A 19,016-nucleotide genomic window follows, 5' to 3' on the forward strand; every position below is an offset into this window, starting at 1 on the left:
TTTTATTATCAAATATTTAATGAATAAAAATATTAGTTTAATTATTAGTATATTTTTTATATTTTTTAAATTTTCTATTATAAGTTTCTTGAGGAGAAATTAATGTAAGTGTGATCTTACGTTCATCTACATTTACAGCTTCAACTTTGATTGCTACTTTATCACCAAGACGATATATAATTCCAGAAGATCGACCAATAAGCCGTTGTCCTGTATTATCAAAATGATAATAATCATTTTTTAATGAAGAAATATGCACAAGCCCATCAATAAAAAAATCACTTAATCGAACAAAGAAACCAAAATTAGTGACATTTGTAATGATACCAGTAAATATATTTCCCACTTTATGTTGCATAAAATCGCATTTTAACCAATCAGAAACATCTCTAATTGCTTCCTCAGCACGTCGTTCTGTCATTGAACAATGTTCACCTAATACTAACATTTCATGCATATCAAAATGCCAACCACCAGTTGTAATTTGATGGTATTCATCATTCTGATATTTTTTAGATAAAATATATTTAATTGAACGATGCAAAAGCAAATCAGGGTATCGACGAATAGGTGAAGTAAAATGTGCATAAGCTTTCAATGCTAAGCCAAAATGTCCTCTATTTTCAGAATGATAAAAAGCCTGGTTCATAGAACGTAAGATCATTGTTTTTAATAATTCATGATCTGGGCGTTCAGCAATGATATTCATAATTTTAGCATAATCAACTGATTGAGGCTTAATACCACCAGGTAATATTAAACCAAATTCACTAAAAACAGTACGTAAATTCATTACATTTTCTTTTTTAGGTATATCATGAATACGATATAAAGACGGTTCTTGATTTTTCTCAATAAAATTTGCTGCTGCTATATTTGCTAATATCATACATTCTTCAATCAATTTATGAGCATCATTACGTTCAAGAGATTGAATATCTTTGATTCTTGCATCTTTATTAAAAACGAATTTTGCTTCTTCTGATTCAAAAGAAATAGCACCTCTATTTATTCTTGCTATATCTAACGTTTTATATAATTGATAAAGTTCATCTAAATGTGGTACTATACTTTTATGTAATTTACGTAATTCTTTATCTCCCTGCAAAATTTTCCATACTGTTGTATAAGTTAATCTTGCATGAGAACACATTACTCCTTCATAGAATTTTGAAGTAATAATTTCTCCTGCAGTTGATAACTCTATTTCACATACCATACATAAACGATCAACTTTAGGAATCAAAGAACACAATTCGTTAGAAAGCATCTCAGGCAACATGGGGATTACACGTGAAGGAAAATAGACAGAATTCCCTCGATTTAAAGCCTCATCATCTAATGCCGTATTTGGTTGTACATAATAACTTACATCAGCGACCGCAACCCACAAAAACCATCCTCCTCCTTGTTTTGGCATACAATATACAGCATCATCAAAATCTCTAGCATCTTCACTATCAATAGTAACAAAAGGTAAATTAGATAAATTTATACGTCCTTTTCTTTCTGAAAGAGGAATGTCTTTTGAAAACTTAGCTATTTGCTTTTCAACTTCTTTTGGCCAAATATAAGGAATATCATAGGTTCTCAATGCAATATCTACTACCATATTCACATCCATGTTTTCACCTAATACTTCAATAATATTTCCTACTGCTTGCACATGATTAACAGGTCTTTTTATCATTTCGACTACAACTACATTACCTATTTTAACACTAGCAGCATTAATATGCTTTTTAAGATTTAAAATTTCAAAAGATAGCCGATTATCATCAGGTACCACATATCCAATGCTACCTTCTGAAAAATAACGTCCTACAATATTTTTGTTTCTAGGAACTAAAATTTTAATAATACGAACTTTTGTACGTCCTCTTCTATTTTTTTTTAGTGGATGAACAAGTACTACATCTCCATGTAAAGTTTTTTTCATTTCTTGTAAAGAAAGATAAAAATCATTTTTTTGACCATCTACCCGCAAAAAACCAAAACCATCACGATGAGCAATAACTGTACCTTTAATCAAATTAACATATTCAGGCAAAATATAGCACTGACGATCAAATATTAATTGTCCATCACGTTCCATTGCACGTAACCGACGATTCAAAGCATTTAATTCTTTTGCTTGTGTTAATTGTAATATTTTAGCAATTTCATGGCGACTCACTGGAGTGATAAACTCTGATAAAATTTCTAAGATATATTCACGACTTGCAATTGGTGAATGATATTTCTTTGCTTCTCGCTCTTTATAGGGATCTTTTGTCACCATCAAAATCCTCCACTAATTATTTTATAATTCATATAATATCTTAAATGAATATGATCTGTATTTTTCTTATGCATTATTATGATAATTTAGAGAAATACTCATTATTTTTTCCATGATAATTTATATATATTTTTTTTTACAATAGATAATTATGTTTAAAAAAATTGAGTCAATTAAAAAATAACATAAAAAATATATTAATATTGTTAATTATAAGTGCTAAATAATTCTATTTAATTTAAATTTTCTTATTCATATTTAGTAATCAGTAAATCTCTGAATTTTCTACGAATAAAATACAAATAACAAAAATAAAACTCTAGCATATTAGTAAAATTATAAAACATAAATATTTTAATCATAAAATAACATAAATGACGCCTGAATATTCAGGCGTCATTTATTGAAATTCTTAAAAAATATCTTTAAACAAAAAATTATTGATCAAATGGGTTAAACAACATAATTGTTTCATCACGCTCTGGACCTGTAGAAATAATATTTATTGGTATTTCCGTCAATTCTTCAATGCGTTTAATATAATTAATTGCTGCTTTAGGAAGTTGATTATATTCTTTTATTCCACATGTATTTTCTCCCCAACCTGGCAAAGTTTCATATATTGGTTCTAAATATTGCCAATCTTCTATTACTAAAGGTGTTATCTTTAATTTAGTCCCATCTAATTTACGATAAGCTACACAAATTTTGATTTTTTCTAAATCATCTAATACATCTAATTTAGTTAAACAAAAACCAGAAAGAGAATTAATCCTAACAGCACGATTAATAGCAACAATATCTAACCAACCAGTGCGACGACACCGACCGGTAGTTGTACCAAATTCTCGTCCTTTATTTCTTAAATATTCTCCGATATCGTCTGATAATTCAGTAGGAAAAAAACCAGAACCTACACGTGTAGAATAAGATTTTAATATACCTAAAATATAATCAATATGACGAGGACCTATACCAGTTCCAGTAGATACTCCTCCTGCTATTGTATTTGATGAAGTAACATAAGGATAAGTACCATGATCAATATCTAATAACGTTCCTTGTGCACCTTCAAATATTATTGATGCACCTTTTTTATAAGAATTATATAACAAATCAGCTACATCAACTGTCATAGATATCAAAATATCAGTAATTCCCATAATATCATCCAATGTTTTTTGATAATCTATTGCAGGTGCATTATAATAGTGTACTAATTGAAAATTATGGTAATCAGTAATTTCTTTTAGTTTAATAGCAAAATTTTTTTCATTAAATAAATCACTAACACGCAATCCACGACGTGCAATTTTATCTTCATAAGAAGGACCAATACCACGTCCCGTTGTTCCTATAGCTTTTTCACCTCTAGCTTTTTCACGTAAATTATCTAAAACAATATGATGTGGTAAAATTAATGGACAATAAGCTGAAATTTTTAAACGTTGATTTACTTCTATTCCACATTTTTCTAATTCTTGTATTTCATTCATCAACGCATTAGGTGCTAATACTACACCATTACCAATAATATTAATGACATGTTTATGTAAAATACCTGATGGAATTAAATGAAGAACAGTTTTTTTTCTATTAACTACAAGTGTATGTCCTGCGTTATGTCCACCTTGATAACGAACAACATATTGAACGAACTTAGTCAATAAATCAACTATTTTCCCTTTACCTTCATCACCCCATTGTATACCTAACACTACAACATTTTTACCCATCTTAATATAGACTCATTTGTTAAAAAAATTCAAATTTTAATTTTTAACTAAAAGTGATTATTCAATAATATATTTACATACAAAAAACATATCTAAATCTAGTATAAGATTATTCAAAATTTATTTTATAATTGTTGATCTAATACCTATCACTTTTTTCTGTTACTAAATATTTTTTTTTATAACTAGGTGCTTGCATATAACGAAAGAAATCAATATTAGGACTTAAAACCATGATATCATCATTATTTTTACTAAAACTTTTTTCGTATGCCCTCAAACTACGTATAAAAGCATAAAAGTCTGGATCTTGATTAAATACATCAGCAAATATTTTTATTACCAGCGCATCTCCTTCGCCACGTAATCGAAGTGCAGTACGTTCTGCTTCGGCTAATGTTTCAGTAACTGTCTTATCTGCTGCAGCACGGATCTTAACCGCTTCTTCTTGACCTTGTGAGCGATGTTGACGAGCTACAGCTTCTCGTTCAGCACGCATACGTTGATAAATAGCTTCTGAAACTTCACTAGGTAATTCAATACGTTTAATCCGTACATCTACAACTTCAATTCCCAAAGCGGCCATACTATTTGTATTTACAAGATCTGTATTTCCTTTTTCTATTTCTTTTACAGAAGAAACTTGGTTCATTAAAACAGATTCTGGGTTTTTCTTACTACTTTCAATATCTAATGCAGTACCTTTATTTAAAGTATCGCGTACATCTACTGTCAAACGACCACGAGAATCTGTAATAATATCTTTTACATTTAAACGCCCAAATTCTGAACGCAAACGATCACTAAATTTACGTTTTAACAAAATTTCAGCTTGATAAAAATCACCTCCACCTGTAGCAACATAATAAGCACTAAAATCAGTAATACGCCATTTTAAATAAGAATCTACCATTAAATCTTTGTTTTCTCTAGTTAAATAACGATCTGCTTGAATATCTAATGTTTGAATGCGAGCATCTAAAATTTTTACAGTTTCAATTAATGGGATTTTAAAATGTAATCCAGCATTATAAACAACAGGTTTATTCTCACTATTACGCACAACTTTATCAAATCGCAAAATAATACCTCTTTCTGTTTCTTGAACTATAAAAATTGACATATAAAGTCCAAATAATACAGAAAAAACAACAACAAAACATGATTTATTCATAATTGTTATCTCCCGACACGATTTGAACTACTATCTGTAATATTATCTCGCGAACCATAATTATACACATAAGGTGTTGAAACTTCAGCAGAACTATCTTGTTCTGGGACAATAGGTGGAGATTTTATCTTTTTTATGCTTGTCCTTGTATTTTTCATATCATTTCTTAAATTTTTTTCTAATTGCAGCATTAATATATTATTACCTTTTTCATGCATAATAATTTTACGTGTATTACTTAAAATACGTTCCATCATTTCAATATATAAACGTTCTCTAGTAATTTTAGGTGCAGAACGATATTCAGGTAAAATTTTTTCAAAACCAGCTACTTCACCTTCAGCTTTAAAAACAATACTTGATTTATAAGCCCTACCTTCTTCAATCAATTTTTGTGCATTACCTTTAGCTAACGGCAAAACTTCATTACGATAAGCATGTGCTTCACGAATTGTTTTTTGTTCTTCTTCACGTGCTGCAATAACATCATCAAATGCAGCTTTAACAGCTTCTGGTGGACGAGCTACTTGAAAATTAACATCTAATATCAAGATACCCATCTTATAAGGTTTTATAGTATTTTCTAATTCTTTTTGTGTTTCATCACGAATTAATGCACGTTTTGTAGTTAATACTTGTTCCATTTCTGATTGACCAATAATCCCTCTTACGGCACTATCTGTTGCCTGCCTTAAACTATTATCAGGATTAGTGACATTAAATAAATATTGAGCAGGATTTATAACTCTATACTGAACATTCATTTCTACTTGAATAACATTTTCATCCGAAGTTAACATCATACCATTAGTAGCCTGTTCACGAATAGTTTCGATATTAACTGGAATGACTTTTTCTATAAAAGTAAATTTCCAATTTAAACCAGGCTGGACTATGTGACTATATTTACCAAAACGACATACTACTCCACGATCACTTTCTTTTATTGTATAAAAACCACTTCCAATCCAAACAATAAGCATTATTGTAATAATAGATCCAATAAAAATAAGATTAATACTCATATTATTTTTATTACTTGTATTATTATTATTACCTAATCCACCAATTTTATGAATACACTTGTAGAATAGATTATTAAAATCAGCTTTTTCTTTTTTAGAATGTTTTTTATTACCATTAGAGTTGCTTTTACTGCTCCCCCATGGATCACTATCCTGTCTATTATTACCAGGCTGATTCCACGGCATTTTTAAACTCCTTATTTATTATTTATTGTTATTTTATAAAGTTTTTTAGTATTTATCATATTTCATGATATATTTTTACCAACATTATTATTAAATCCCTAACATACTTTTATAAAGTTATTATCATTGATAAAATATTAGTATATTAGTAAATTAAAAAATGATATTACAAAAATAGTATTTATATTAACAGAATCTTATTGTCTATATAATCAAGTAAATTTTTTTAAAATAATAATACTTTAATAACATAAAAAAATATGAATAATAATATTTATATATTAAAAATTTATAAAATTAGGAACATTTTCATAAATTATACAAACAAAAAATATTTTTACACTTTTTATGAACTTATTACTTATTAATAAAACAAATTATTTAAGAATAATTATTTATATTTAAATATTAATTTTAATTATTAAAAATCATAAAATAAATCGTCTATTCTGAATTACTTTTATTTTTTTGCTAAAAAATACATTACAAAAAAAATATAAAAAAATTTTATTAACAAAACATAAGCTAATAATTATTGCTTAAATTAAAATAATAAAACTAGAAAAATATAAAATATTTTTTAGTAATTGAAGTTTATTTTTATTTCCTATAAAAAATATATGATTTTTTTTAAATTAATTACTGATGATTAATATCATCAATTTTTTTCAAAAAAAACATTATAGTTTTTGATAAATAAATTACCATCAATATTTTACAATTTAAAGTTGTGTAATACTTTTTAAAATTTTTTTCAACATTTTAAATATATTTTTCAATCTAAAATTAAAAACATTTATATATAGAAGAAACAATAATATTTTTTATGAAATTAAATTTTATGCTTAAATCTTATGTATAAATTATTTATTATTTATAATATAAAATAGACAGAAAATCTTTTAAATATCTTTCTCTGTTTATTATATTTAAATTTATTTTATTAAATCTTTATCTTCTGGAACAACTGTTATATTTCCGATATTATAAGATAACCCTGCACTTCCACCTGTATGATTTTGATGAAAAACAGAACGAGAGGGTACTACAGTAGAAATTGCATGTTTATATATCATTTGACTAACTGTATTTTTTAACAAAATAACAAATTGATCAAATGATTCAATATAACCTTGTAATTTAATGCCATTTATCAAATATACAGAAACCGAAACCTTTTCACGACGTAACGCGTTCAGGAACGGATCTTGCAAAGATTGCCCCTTACTCATTTTCTTTATTTTCCTTATTTTTTATTTATAATTTATATTTTATTTATAATTTTAAAGTTTTTATTAATCAAAAAGATTAGTAAGAAAAACAACATTTCTTCATTTCTTATAAAATAGAATATTTATTCATAACATATAATATTGTATTAAGAGCTTTAGGAACATTGTTGCTCTCAATTATATGCAAATTTTTCCATTTTTTTAACCATGTTATTTGATTTTTAGCTAACTGACGTGTTGCAGATATGCTACGATAAATCATTTCATTATAATCTATTTCACCAGATAAATATAACCACATTTCATGATACCCAACAGAACGAAGAGCTGGCAAATCTTTATACAAATCATTTCGTTTATATAAAAATCTTACTTCATCTTCAAATCCTAAAGTTAACATTTTTAAAAAACGATCTTTAATGCGTTCATGAAGAATCGTACGATCTTCTGATACAAGTGCAAATTGTAACACATTATAAGGTAATTCTGTTGCTGTAATTTTCTTTAATTCTGTAAAACTTTTTCCGGAAATCAAAAAAACTTCCAAAGCACGAGATAATCGTTGATAATCATTAGGATTAATTTTAATTGCTGATAAAGGATCAACTTTTTCTAAACGTTTATATATTGCTTTCCAGCCAAATAATTTAGCTTGAGCCGCAATTTCTCTTCGAATACATATATTTGTTGGTGGTAAAGGTGATAAACCATATAATAAAATTTTAAAATAAAACATAGCCCCACCAACACATAAAGGAATACGATCTAATGCAATAATTTTTTGTATTTCTAATAATGCATCACGTCTAAAATCTGAAACAGAATAAAACTGAGTAGGTTCTATAATATCAATTAATCGATGTGGTGCTAATATCTGATCTTCTTTAGTTGGTTTAGCACTTCCAATATCCATACCTCTATAAATCAAAACAGAATCTACACTAATTATTTCAATTGGTAATTTTTTACGTAATTCTATTACCAATTCTGTTTTTCCTGATGCTGTTGGCCCCATTATAAAAATAACTGTGGGCTCTTTTATTTTTTTTTTTAATCATTTTTCAACATTTTAATTATTGATTTTAAATCAATTAAGTGTAACATTTTTTTTGGAGGTTTTCTAAGTAATTCCGGACAAATTAATTCTAAATCATTTAACAATTGAATTCCTTCTGGGATAGTCCAAGTTTTTTGTAAATATAATAAGTTATCTACTAACCAAATAACTAATTCATATAATTCACATAAAATATTGTTAGAAAAATATTCTAATAAATTTAAAAATAATTTAGACAAATCTTGTGATTTTAATGGATCAGATACAGCAACAATAGTTGCTTGTGTATTTAAAATATTGATTTTGAAACCTAATTTACTAAATAATATTTTTTTTTTATTAAAAATTTTTAGATTATTTTCTGATAAATTTACATCTATTGGTACAAGTAAAGGCTGTGATTTCAATTTTGTATTAATAGGAATTAATTGAATTATTTGCAAATATCTATTAGCTTCTATCAATGATAATAAATATATACCTAAAGATGATTCAATTAATGCAAAATTATCAGCATAAACTGTTAATAATTTACCAAATGTATTATTTGTTTCTATGAAAGCTTTTTTTGCTAATATTCTTCTAGATGTGAAAAATTTTATTGTTGAAAAAAAAGTGATTTTTTCTTTTTTATTTTTAAAATCCTCAAAATAATTCTGATATGATATATTTTCTTTTTTCTTAAAATTTTTATTAAAACTATCACTAAAATGCTTTCCTTTTTCATATATTAAAATATTTTGATTATTAATTTTTAATATTGCATTATCTTTTTTTTTGATAATTAAAGGTTTTTCTTTAGATTTATATGACAATAAATAATTTTTATTAATAACTGAATTATTTTTTAATCCAAAAACAAAATTAGCATTTTTTTTTACTGCAATTTGTGCATTATCAAATATTTTTTTGGTTTGTTGTCGCTTTAATAGATTTCTAATTGCTTGATAAATAAAATCATGAACTAATCTCATTTGATAAAATCTTACTTCATATTTTGAAGGATGAACGTTAACATCAATCTGATAAGGATCAATATCTAAATAAAGCACATAAGATATTTGAGTTTCTTTTTTTAATACATCAATATAGGCTTGACGAATTGCATGATTAATTAATCGATTACGAATAATACGTTTATTAACATAAAAATATTGTATTCCTGATAAATTACCAACAGGTGTATAACTAATCCAACCTTTGATTACTAAATCAATGGATTGAGAAAACAATTTAAGAAGATTTTTTAAAAAAACATTACCAAAAATAGTAACCAAACGTTTTTCTTTTTCATTTTCAAGATTTATTGCATGATATTGACGTATTAATTTACCATTATGAAAAACTTTAATAGCAATATTAAAATACACTAAAGATATTCTGCGAATAATTTCATCAATATGAAGAAATTCTGTTTTTTCTGTACGTAAAAACTTACGACGAGCTGGTGTATTATAAAAAATGTCGATAACTTCAACTGTAGTCCCTATTGGATGAGCAGCAGGTTTAATAAAAACTTTCATATCATATCCGCCCTCAGTATATACTTGCCAAGCTTCTGCTTGTCCTGCGATACGTGAAGTTAATATTAAACGCGAAACAGAACTAATACTTGATAAAGCTTCCCCTCTAAACCCTAAGCTTAAAATAGCTTCTAGATCTTCTAAAACAGATATTTTACTAGTAGCATGCCGTTCTAATGCTAATCTAATATCTTCTTTAGCAATACCATTACCATTATCACAAATACGAATAAGTTTTAAACCACCACGTTCAATCGAGATATCAATACAATTAGCACCTGCATCAATACTATTTTCAATTAACTCTTTTACAACTGATGATGGACGTTCAACAATTTCACCAGCAGCAATTTGACTAATTACCTTAGGAGAAAGAAAGTGTATTCTTGACATATAATAAACACTAACCTAATTTTATTATTTAATACTTCATGTAAAATACTACTCAAAAATTATTTCATCTTTATCAATAACATATTATTATCAATAACATATTATTATCAATAACATATTATTATCAATAATATATTATTAAATTTTTTATAATTCTTAGATTTCTTAATAATTATTAAAAATATTTATTAACAATAAAGAGTAATACTTCTACAGTATTACTTAAAAAGTAATTTTAAAACAAACAAAGAAATTTTTAGAAAATAAAATTATATAAAAAAACTATTTTCTAAATTGCTTATAAAGCTTAGTAGTTTTACTCAAATTTTACAATAATTTTACTTTAAAATTTTACTCAAAATTAAAAAATAAAATATTATAAATCTGAAAAATCTGAATAATTAATAATACTAATTAATAATACTAAAATAAGAATTTATTTTTTGTCTTTTAATAAACATCATCTAAATTACCATATAAATTTAGTTGTTATTCTGAAAAACAATTATCTTAATTATTTACTCTTAAATCTTTAAAATAAAAAAAACTAATATAGTAATCATGAATTACTTTTTTAAAATAGTATATGAGCAATATTTTATAGTATTAATCCTTAACGTTCAAAAAACAGTATTTTAACAACAAAATTACTAATTTAAATATCAAAGTTTTTTAAAAATAATTCACTGATCTATGAAAATAATTCACTGATCTATGAAAATAAACATGAAGTGTTTTTGTAATAACCATTATGTTTCATGGATTCTTTTTTATTTAAAATATTTTTATAATCAATAACTTATTATTGATTATTTTTTAAATATAAATATATGTTAATATTTAATTTCATATCTAATTAGACTAATAATTAATATTTTTATACATTAAAAAATATACTAAATAGACAGGTTGTAATTCCAAAATATCATATATTTTTTTATCCATTCAATAAAAAATATTTTTCAAAAAACATGTATTTTCAAGCTTTCATATTTTTAATAATCGTGTTCATTAAGTATTTATTTAATCACGTATGTATATTTATACATATTCTATTTTATGAATATATTTTACAAATTTTATTATCTTTTTTTGAATAAATTTTTTATTTTTAATCCATTTCTTTAAAATTTTAAAAAATTTACAATATAATTATTATATCTAAAAATATCATTATTATAAAACTTCAATATTTTACCATTAAACTTGTTTATTGTTATTAATAAAATTGGTAATTTTTTCAAAAAAAATAAAAATCAATAAACTATACACATAGAAAAATAATAAACTTATCTACATTATTAAATAACAAAAATAACATAAATTAAAAAATATATATTTAATACTCTTTTATAATGTTAATCACTAAATTATAATCATGATTATTACTAAAGATACTATTTTTTTGTAATATTTTTTATATATATTTTATACTATAAATATTTTTTTCTTTCATTACCATTAAACAACAAAAAAATTTTAAGATCAACATATAGTAATCGCCATTGGCATTTTTCAGCCTACTCTACCAAACATATATTTTCAGAATTAAAATAATCATAAATACCAATTAATTCTACTTCTTCAGGATAAATTACACTATATAAATCAAAATATTAAATTATATTAAATAGCAATACATAGGTTTCAAGGAAACAGTTGGACTTTTTATATATAACTTAAAATTTTTTAAATACTATGAATAAAAAATGTTTTTTCGGCACCAATATATCACCACTATGCAAACAAATAAAAAATAAAACGTTGTGTAGAAAAATATGCTAGCTGAACACTGATTTCCTAAACTTACTTTTTGCGTTTCATAAAAATTATATTGATTTTTATCAATTCAAAAAATTGATCATAATAATCTTAAAAAGTAAAATCATAAATACTTAATATACTATATTGTATATATGAAAGTTAAATAATGCGCATATAAATATAAATTTATTATCTCCATAAAATTAGCAATTTATAATTTTTTTGTTTTTTCAATTTCAATTTAAAAAAAATGACATCTCAAGATTCAGTAATATTTTATAAATTTATATATATCATGTATAAAATCATATATATCATGTAATATATTGATATCATAAATATTTTATACAAGCAAGCATATATTTATTGGTATTTCAATTGAAAATTATGAGTTATTTAAATATTAATTTTATTAATTTCATTAATTGAAAATTATAAATTGTAAACAAAAAAAACTAGAAAAAATTTATTTTAAACTAAGCAAAATACTCTACAAAAATATATATCATCATAAATATATGTAATAATTTTAAAAAAAAAGATAGACTAATAATAGTAATTATAAATTAAAAATAAAATTATAAAATCACACATTAAAATCATATTCTAAAAATATATATTTTTTTAAAATCAACATTTGATCTTTAAAAATCAAGAAAACAAAAAGATCTCAAAGATTAATAAAATATTTACGATAATAAGCTAATTCTGCAATAGATTCTTTTATATCTTCTAAAGCTTTATGAGTATGTTGCTTCGTAAACCCAATTGATATACTGGGTTTCCAACGAAATACTAATTCTTTTAAACTACTTACATCTAAATAGCGATAATGAAAATATTTTTCTAAATTTGGCATATATTTAAATAAAAACCGACGATCTTGAGCAACAGTATTACCACAAATTGGTGAAATACCTACAGGTACCCACTTTTTTAAAAATGAAATCGTAGCTAATTCAGCTTTTTTTTCATCATATTGACTACATTTCACTTTCTGAATCAATCCACTTTCATTATGAATTTTTTGATTCCATTCATTCATAAGCAATAATTGTTTTTCTGACTGTTTAATACTAATTACGGGACCTTCTGCTAAAATATTTAGTTTAGAATTAGTTATAACTGTTGCAATCTCCATAATACGATTTTTTTCAGGATCTAAACCGGTCATTTCTAAATCTATCCAAATTAAATTATTTTTATTTAACATAGTATTTTTATTTTATTTAACATTTCATATTTTTTAATATAACATATCATAAAAATATTATGCATATCTTTTATATCACTTTTATATTATTTTATATTACTAAATACATATATCTAAAATACTAAATAATACAGAAAAAACTATTAAATCAAAAAATAAAATCACACAAAAATAGAAAAATAAGAATTACATAAAAAAAATATAAAATATATCATTCATAATAAATTATATTACGATACTATTACTATTAAGCTAAATATATATTTTATATTTTTAAATAATACATTAATTTTAAATAACAAATATTTTTTAAAGAAATTTTAAAAAATAAAAAACAATAGCACAGATTTTTATAGTGTAAAATATAACTCTGGAATTTACAAAAATCATAGGTATAATAGATTTATTAAAGTGAAATTAAAATCAACAACACAAAAATATTAGAGGTGTAATGTGATAGAAAAAACAAAAATAAAATTACAATATTTATTACCACAACAAAGATTAACAGAATTAGCTGGTTGGATAGCAAATAAAAAAGCTAATGGTTTTACACAATTCATAATTAAAATGTTTGCAAAAATTTATAAAGTTAACATGGCAGAAGCAAAAAAAAGTGACTTTTCTGCTTATAATACTTTTAATGATTTTTTTACTCGTGCATTAAAAGAAAATGTACGACCTATTGTCTCAGGTACCCATCAACTTTCTCTTCCAGCAGACGGTATCATAAGCCAACTTGGATCAATTTTAGATGAACAAATTCTACAAGCAAAAGGGCATTCTTATAATTTAACAGCACTATTAGCAGGTAACGATATATTAGTTAAAAATTTTATCAACGGCGTATTCATAACAATTTATTTATCTCCACGTGATTATCATCGTGTACATATGCCTTGTGATGCTTTGCTAACTGAAATGATTTATGTACCCGGTACACTTTTTTCTGTTAATAAAATCACTGAAAAAAATATTCCACATCTTTTTGCACGTAATGAACGTTTGATTTGTATTTTTGAAACAGAATTTGGTAAAATGGCTCAAATTTTAATAGGTGCCACAATCATTGGAAGCATAGAAACTATTTGGCATGGCTGCATAAACCCTGAACGTGAAGGAATTCTTAAACGTTGGACTTACCCCAAAAAAAATAATACAGGTGAAGTATATTTAAGAAAAGGAGAGGAAATGGGCAAATTCAAATTAGGATCAACCGTCATCAATTTATTTGAATCTGCTAGCAAAATTCAATTAAATCCTATACTCAAAACAGGTTCTATCAGTCGAGTAGGTGCACTATTAGGAGAAAGAAATATTTAAAAAAAAGTGATATAGATATTTTTTGAAAAAAATGATACTAAAATGATAAATTTTTTTTATATTTAAATATAACTGTATAAAAATATAACTGTATAATATTATAATAATTTTCATGAACACATCATTGTTATTATTAAAAACAAAATCAACACATGATTTAAATACTTAACAAGTTATTCAAATAAAAATAATTTTCAAACACTTAATATCATATAATATCATAAAAAAATATAATTTTTTTTATAGCCAGTTTTTACGTTTAAAATAAAGATAGGGAGCTAAACCAGCGATAATCATTAATATGATGACTACTGGATAACTAAAATGCCATTTCAACTCTGGCATAAATTCAAAATTCATTCCATAACTAGATGCTACTAGCGTAGGAGGTAAAAATACTACAGAAACAACAGAAAAAATTTTAATAATTCTACTCTGTTCAATATTAATAAAACCTATTGCTGCTTGCATAAGAAAATTAACTTTTTGAAATAATGATTCATTATGAGGTAATAATGATTCTACGTCACGCAAAACATCTTTTGCTTGCTGTAACTGTTTTGATGGTAATTTTGATCGACGAATTAAAAAATTTAATGCTCTTTGACTATCCATCAAACATAAACGTACTTTCCATCCAATATCTTCCTGCTCTGCTAAATAAGAAAGTGCATCATCAAGTGCATCACCTTGTTTTCCTTCTAAAATAATACGACTAAGTGACTCTAAAACATTATAAATATTTTCTATTATATCAGCTAATTGTTCAATTTTAGTTTCAAACAAATCTAAAAATAACTCATAAGCATTCACACTAACAAGTTTTCTATTTCTTAAACGCATACGATATAAACGAAAAGCAGGTAAATCACGTTCCCTTAATGTATATAAGCGATCACCACGAAAAGTAAAAGCAACCGTAGAATTACCAATATGTTCATTAATATCTTCGTAATAAAAAAAAGAATGAATATGCAAACCATTTTCATCTTCAAAAAATCGTGCTGAAGCTTCAATATCAGTTAATTCAGAAGGAGTAACTAATAATTGCTGCAATTCCAGTTGTACTCTTTCACGCTCTTTATAAGTAGGTTCTATCAAATCAATCCATACAGCATTTTTTAATTGTTCACCTTTATCAGATTCAAGACGAGATAAACAATAATTCTCCAATTTAAATGCTAATAGCATAATTATGCTACCTCCTTCCAGAAAAAACAAAAAAGCTCATAAAAATTTTTATAACAAATTTAATCTAATATAAGCTGCAAAAATTTAATTTATTCATATTTTTTTAAAAGAAACTTTGATATGAGAATACTCAAAATCATTATTTCTATATCAATAATAATTCCTTTTCTAAATTTCATATGATAAACGCCTTTACCTACTATAATGTCCTATAAAATAACAAATATTATTATAAGTTATATGACTCATATTTAATCTTTAATATTTTATGGGATAAGTCATTTTAGTTATAAATACTTCCTCAACACATTCTCGTGGTAACTCTTTAATAAAACGAGAAGGAAGATGATATACCTCCTTACCATATAATCTACGACTTTTTGCATAAGTTAAAGTTAACTTTTTCATCGCTCTGGTTAATCCCACATACGCTAACCTACGTTCTTCAGCCAATCCTTCAATATCTTGTATACTCATCTTTGTTGGAAATATACCTTCTTCCATACCAACAATAAATACAATCGGAAATTCTAAACCTTTCGCTGCATGAAGTGTCATTAATTGTACTGCATCGTGATTTATATTTACATGTTTTTCATTAAAATTTAATGCAATTTTCGATAAAAATGACTGCAATAACATTGCATCTGAATCTTCTATATCCATCCACTTACGACTAGAACTTATTAGTTCTTGAAGATTTTCTATACACACTTTTGAATTGTTATTATTTTCTTTTTGATACATTGACCATAAACCTGAATTATAAATTATTTTATATATTTGCATATCTAATGGTATCCCTAATATCTCATCAGACAATGTACTAATTAATGTCAAAAAATATTTAATATTTTTTAATTCACGAATAGGAAGAATTTTTTTTGATAACAAATATTCACAACTTCTCCATAAAGTTATTTTTTCTTTATGTGCAATTTGCTGAACAACATCTAATGTTTTTTTTCCGATACCACGCTTGGGAATATTAATTATACGTTCAAAAGATGTATCATCATTATGATTAACTACTAAACATAAATAAGAAAGTACATTTTTTATTTCTGGACGTTCAAAAAAACTTTTTCCACCATATATCTCATAGGAAATCGAAGACTGTAATAATATTTCTTCAAATATACGTGATTGAGCTTTATTACGATAAAGAATAGCACATTCTTTCAAAGCACAACCTTTTTGATTCCATTTATTAATATTATTTACAACATACATTGCTTCATCTAATTCATTACAAGCAGAATACAATGAGATAAAATCACCATTTTCTCCCTGTGTCCATAAATTTTTACCTAATCTATCATTATTATTTGCAATTAACATATTAGCTGATTTTAATATATTATTACTAGAACGATAATTTTGTTCTAATCTAATAGTTTTTACTGCAGGGAAATCTTTTAAAAATCGTCGAATATTTTCTACTTTAGCTCCACGCCATCCATAAATTGATTGATCATCATCACCAACTGTTATCACTTTATTAATATTACCGGCTAACAAACGTATCCAAGCATATTGAATATTATTGGTATCTTGAAACTCATCAACTAAAATATTTCTAAATCGATTACGATAATATTTTAATATATGTGACTTATATAAAAATAATTCATAAACTTTTAATAAAAGTTCAGAAAAATCAACTAATCCACTTCGTTCACATGCTTGATGATAAGACTCATAAACACGCAACCAAGTTTTTTCTCTAAAATTATCATAATGATTTATATATTGTGGACGTAATCCTATATCCTTTTTAGAATTAATATAGCACATTGCTTGTTTTACTGACCACATACTTTCATTTAAACCAATTGATTTTATAATGCGACGCAATAAACGATATTGATCATCAATATCTAAAATTCGAAAATTTTGAGGTAAATTAGCATCTACGTAATGAATTTTTAAAATTCTATATGCTAAACTATGAAAAGTTCCTACCCATATATTACTTTTAAGATTACTACCTACTATTAAATTAATACGATCACGCATTTCAAATGCTGCTTTATTTGTAAATGTTACTGCCATAATAGAACTAGGGGGGACTTTATTAAAAGATACTAACCAAGCTATTCGGTGAACAAGTACTCTTGTTTTACCACTACCAGCACCAGCAAGTATTAACATATTATTGTTTGGTCCAACAACTGCTTCAAGTTGTTGATTATTTAAATTTTTAAGAAAATATGAGAAATTCATTTTTACCAAAAAAATAATAAGGTTAAACAAATTATTAATCAATGTCAATTGAATTACATTCAAAATTTATACTAACACACCACATACATTAAAGGTGATGTTTTATAATATAAATATACCATACTGATACTAATTTATAATAATTCACTAAAAAATTTAAAAAAGATCAAAATATTTTTATTGACAATATAATGATTAATGATATGCTTTATTTTAAATATTTTTATATTATGTATTTTGCATATTATAAATTATGTTGGCAACATAAGATAATCATTTGTGTTTTTTATTCAATCACCCTGATCATATATTCAATATATCAGTAATATATAAACAATACACACAATTTAATATTAAAAACAAAATCATAATAATTCTCGTAGTTTATGTAAAATTTTATAAATATTTTATAATCTTTATTAAATATTTATATATCATCACATACTATTATACAATAATCACTAATCTTAAAAAAATCTTAAAATTGCAATTTATAAAATACAATTTTATTAGATTATTTAAAAAATATGTTTTTAATCAAAATAATTTCTATATTATAAAATATAATATAAAAAATATTTTATTTATGATTATATGAAATTATATATTAAAAATATTTAGATAATATATATAATACTTATTTATTAAAAATTATTAGAAAATGATTTTTTTGATTTAACATACTAAATATA

The 19,016-nt window shown here is 24.5% G+C and carries 11 protein-coding genes; 1 reads left to right on the forward strand and 10 read right to left on the reverse strand.

What is annotated here, in order from left to right; translation table 11 throughout:
• Positions 1–37 precede the first annotated feature (37 nt).
• The 8 genes from rnr to orn form a co-directional block, all read right to left on the reverse strand.
• Positions 38–2,281: a ribonuclease R gene (rnr, locus tag ABNS14_RS02750; protein ID WP_348666181.1), complete on the reverse strand. Its 2,244-nt coding sequence runs from the start codon at positions 2,279–2,281 to the stop codon at positions 38–40.
• Between the two features lie 437 nt (positions 2,282–2,718).
• Positions 2,719–4,017 carry an adenylosuccinate synthase gene (locus tag ABNS14_RS02755; RefSeq protein ID WP_348666182.1) on the reverse strand — a complete coding sequence of 433 codons (1,299 nt, stop codon included), beginning with the start codon at positions 4,015–4,017 and terminating at the stop codon, positions 2,719–2,721.
• 139 nt (positions 4,018–4,156) lie between these two features.
• Positions 4,157–5,191 (reverse strand): protease modulator HflC, encoded by a 1,035-nt coding sequence (hflC, locus tag ABNS14_RS02760; protein ID WP_348666183.1) that lies wholly within the window; start codon positions 5,189–5,191, stop codon positions 4,157–4,159.
• Positions 5,192–5,196: 5 nt separating this feature from the next.
• Positions 5,197–6,402 (reverse strand): FtsH protease activity modulator HflK, encoded by a 1,206-nt coding sequence (gene hflK / locus ABNS14_RS02765; protein ID WP_348666184.1) that lies wholly within the window; start codon positions 6,400–6,402, stop codon positions 5,197–5,199.
• Between the two features lie 935 nt (positions 6,403–7,337).
• Positions 7,338–7,634, reverse strand: coding sequence for an RNA chaperone Hfq (hfq, locus tag ABNS14_RS02770; protein WP_348666185.1), 297 nt, complete (start codon positions 7,632–7,634; stop codon positions 7,338–7,340).
• Between the two features lie 106 nt (positions 7,635–7,740).
• Positions 7,741–8,649 (reverse strand): tRNA (adenosine(37)-N6)-dimethylallyltransferase MiaA, encoded by a 909-nt coding sequence (miaA, locus tag ABNS14_RS02775; protein ID WP_348666186.1) that lies wholly within the window; start codon positions 8,647–8,649, stop codon positions 7,741–7,743.
• A gap of 35 nt (positions 8,650–8,684) precedes the next feature.
• A complete protein-coding gene (mutL, locus tag ABNS14_RS02780) occupies positions 8,685–10,607 on the reverse strand; it encodes a DNA mismatch repair endonuclease MutL (RefSeq protein WP_348666187.1) in 1,923 nt (640 codons plus the stop codon).
• A gap of 2,434 nt (positions 10,608–13,041) precedes the next feature.
• Positions 13,042–13,584, reverse strand: coding sequence for an oligoribonuclease (orn, locus tag ABNS14_RS02785; RefSeq protein WP_348666188.1), 543 nt, complete (start codon positions 13,582–13,584; stop codon positions 13,042–13,044).
• A 453-nt stretch (positions 13,585–14,037) separates the two neighbouring features.
• Here orn and asd point away from each other — a divergent pair, with 453 nt between their 5' ends.
• Positions 14,038–14,907: an archaetidylserine decarboxylase gene (asd, locus tag ABNS14_RS02790; RefSeq protein WP_348666189.1), complete on the forward strand. Its 870-nt coding sequence runs from the start codon at positions 14,038–14,040 to the stop codon at positions 14,905–14,907.
• Between the two features lie 240 nt (positions 14,908–15,147).
• On the opposite strand, the gene corA is transcribed toward asd, so the two are convergent.
• On the reverse strand, positions 15,148–16,098 hold the full coding sequence (corA, locus tag ABNS14_RS02795; protein ID WP_348666670.1) for a magnesium/cobalt transporter CorA: 951 nt from the start codon (positions 16,096–16,098) through the stop codon (positions 15,148–15,150).
• 258 nt (positions 16,099–16,356) lie between these two features.
• Entirely contained in the window at positions 16,357–18,324 is a 1,968-nt protein-coding gene (gene uvrD / locus ABNS14_RS02800; protein WP_348666190.1) for a DNA helicase II, read from the reverse strand.
• Positions 18,325–19,016: the final 692 nt, after the last annotated feature.

This window comes from Arsenophonus symbiont of Ornithomya chloropus (genome assembly GCF_964026495.1).
Lineage (GTDB): Bacteria > Pseudomonadota > Gammaproteobacteria > Enterobacterales > Enterobacteriaceae > Arsenophonus.

What these genes read in the sequence shown, in the direction of transcription:
- mutL (WP_348666187.1), bottom strand. Translation starts at nt 10,607, where the DNA reads ATGTCAAGAATACACTTTCTTTCTCCTAAGGTAATTAGTCAAATTGCT.
- miaA (WP_348666186.1), bottom strand. Translation starts at nt 8,649, where the DNA reads ATGGGGCCAACAGCATCAGGAAAAACAGAATTGGTAATAGAATTACGT.
- rnr (WP_348666181.1), bottom strand. Translation starts at nt 2,281, where the DNA reads ATGGTGACAAAAGATCCCTATAAAGAGCGAGAAGCAAAGAAATATCAT.
- ABNS14_RS02755 (WP_348666182.1), bottom strand. Translation starts at nt 4,017, where the DNA reads ATGGGTAAAAATGTTGTAGTGTTAGGTATACAATGGGGTGATGAAGGT.
- hflK (WP_348666184.1), bottom strand. Translation starts at nt 6,402, where the DNA reads ATGCCGTGGAATCAGCCTGGTAATAATAGACAGGATAGTGATCCATGG.
- hfq (WP_348666185.1), bottom strand. Translation starts at nt 7,634, where the DNA reads ATGAGTAAGGGGCAATCTTTGCAAGATCCGTTCCTGAACGCGTTACGT.
- hflC (WP_348666183.1), bottom strand. Translation starts at nt 5,191, where the DNA reads ATGAATAAATCATGTTTTGTTGTTGTTTTTTCTGTATTATTTGGACTT.
- orn (WP_348666188.1), bottom strand. Translation starts at nt 13,584, where the DNA reads ATGTTAAATAAAAATAATTTAATTTGGATAGATTTAGAAATGACCGGT.
- corA (WP_348666670.1), bottom strand. Translation starts at nt 16,098, where the DNA reads ATGCTATTAGCATTTAAATTGGAGAATTATTGTTTATCTCGTCTTGAA.
- uvrD (WP_348666190.1), bottom strand. Translation starts at nt 18,324, where the DNA reads ATGAATTTCTCATATTTTCTTAAAAATTTAAATAATCAACAACTTGAA.